The 1,730-nt window shown below is 76.0% G+C and carries 2 protein-coding genes; both read right to left on the bottom strand.

Annotated elements, in window-relative coordinates; genetic code table 11:
* Positions 1-467: DUF6182 family protein (locus tag ACFXA3_RS42145; RefSeq protein ID WP_385196758.1), on the bottom strand; the 467-nt coding region annotated here is incomplete at its 3' end.
* Complete coding sequence (locus ACFXA3_RS42150; RefSeq protein ID WP_385196760.1) at positions 464-1,612, bottom strand: hypothetical protein; 1,149 nt, start codon at positions 1,610-1,612, stop codon at positions 464-466. The genes ACFXA3_RS42150 and ACFXA3_RS42145, both read right to left, overlap by 4 nt.
* Positions 1,613-1,730 lie beyond the last annotated feature (118 nt).

A 1,730-nucleotide genomic window follows, 5' to 3' on the forward strand; every position in this document is an offset into this window, starting at 1 on the left:
TCTCTATCACACACACCCCAGGCCACCGAGTCGTCGCCGGCGACGTGGTCGAAGGCGAAGCGGTCCCGCAGGTTGGCGGGGCTTCCGGCCAGGTAGACGGTACGGGTGAACGAGCGCCGCCAGGCGTCCCGGGCCCCGGGTCCCACGCCGAGGGCGAAGGCGCACGTCTCGCGGACCCACCGGGGCAGGTCGAGCCGGCCGATGACGACGACGGCCAGCACCTCGTCGCCCTCGCCGGCGCGCCCGCCGTGGATCTCGGCCCGGACGGCGCGCAGCGCCTGCGCGCTGGACAGGTCGAGCCGGTCGGCGAGTTCGGGGCGGGCCGAGCGCACGCGGTCCGCGGCCGACGCGAGCAGGGCGGCCGAGGACAGCGGGAAGGACGGCGGGGAGGACGGCGGGAAGGATCGCGGGAACGGCGGGTGCGGTGCGAGGGCCGCGGCCGCCACGGGTTCGGGGGAGCCGGTCACAGGAACACCGCCGAGAGCAGTCCGGGATCGGGAGCGGGCCGGCCCTTGCCCAGCAGCGAACAGGCCAGCCGGTAGGGGTCGACGTACGTGTGGCCCCGCCGGTGCCGCTCCAGCGCGTCGGCGAGCCCGCCCGCACCGGACGCGGCGGCGGCCGCCGACCGCCTCAGCAGCCGGGCGGCCACCGTCAGGCAGTGCCGCAGCAGGTCGTGGCGGAAGGACTGCTGCTGTCCCGGGCCGAGCGTCGCGATGAAGTACAGGCGCATGCCGAGCCGCAGCGCGCCCTCGGCGTCCTCGCCGGTGTCCGCGCAGGCCTCGGCCGAGGCCCGCAGCAGGGCGCCGGCCGTGTGGCCGTGCCAGCCGCCGTGCCGGGCCGAGGTGATCTTGCCGTCGATGGGGACCCGGCCGATCGGCACCCGGCGCACCGTCGGTCCCAGCCGGGTCAGCACCCGGTTCAGCAGCTGGTAGTCCGCGTCGAGTTCGCGGTCGTAGAGCAGGACGACCTCGTCGTACCAGGGGACCAGCGGCAGCAGCTCGCGCAGCGCGCAGGCCAGGTAGTTGGGGCGGCCGTCGGCCGTGACGATCCGGCGCAGCGGCATCCCGTACCGGGTGAGGTCCAGGTACACGGGGCCTCCGCAGTGCCGCTGGTCCAGGACCAGGCCCACGGCGGCCAGCCGCTCCAGCATCTCCTCCAGTCCGAGGCCGGGGGGCTGGTGCTCCCGCAGGCCGGGGTCGTGCATGCCGAGGCGCTCGTAGTGCCCGGCCCACAGCCGCAGCATCCGCTCGCTCGCGGGATGGACCCAGCCGCCGTGCTCGACGGCGTCCCGGTAGGGGCGCAGGACGTCGGCGCCCTGGCGCTGCCCGTCGGCGCGGTAGCGGACGTACAGGTCCCCGATCTCCTCCTCGGAGAGCCGGGTGTAGTCGGCCGCCCCGGGGGTGCGGTCGAGGTACTCCCAGAAGCCGACCGTCTGCTCGGTGACGTGGTAGGTGGTGTGGCTGTAGCGGTAGGTCACCGCGGCGAGCGGCGCGGTGGCCCGGAACATCACGTCGGTCCACAGCAGGCCCTTGAGGTGGCTGGGCGTCAGCGGTTTGGTCGGGGTGACCGTGACCGGTGCCAGCAGGACGTTCTTGCGGGGGAGCACCGTCATCCTTTCTCCTGGGCGGCGAGGGCGTGCCGGAGCGCGGCGGGTGCCGGCGGGCGGGGGCCGGGCGGCCCCGCGGGCCCGGATGGGGCGGCGGGCCCGGGGGAGCCGGCGGGCCCGGGGG

This window comes from Streptomyces sp. NPDC059456 (assembly GCF_042750055.1).
GTDB lineage: Bacteria > Actinomycetota > Actinomycetes > Streptomycetales > Streptomycetaceae > Streptomyces.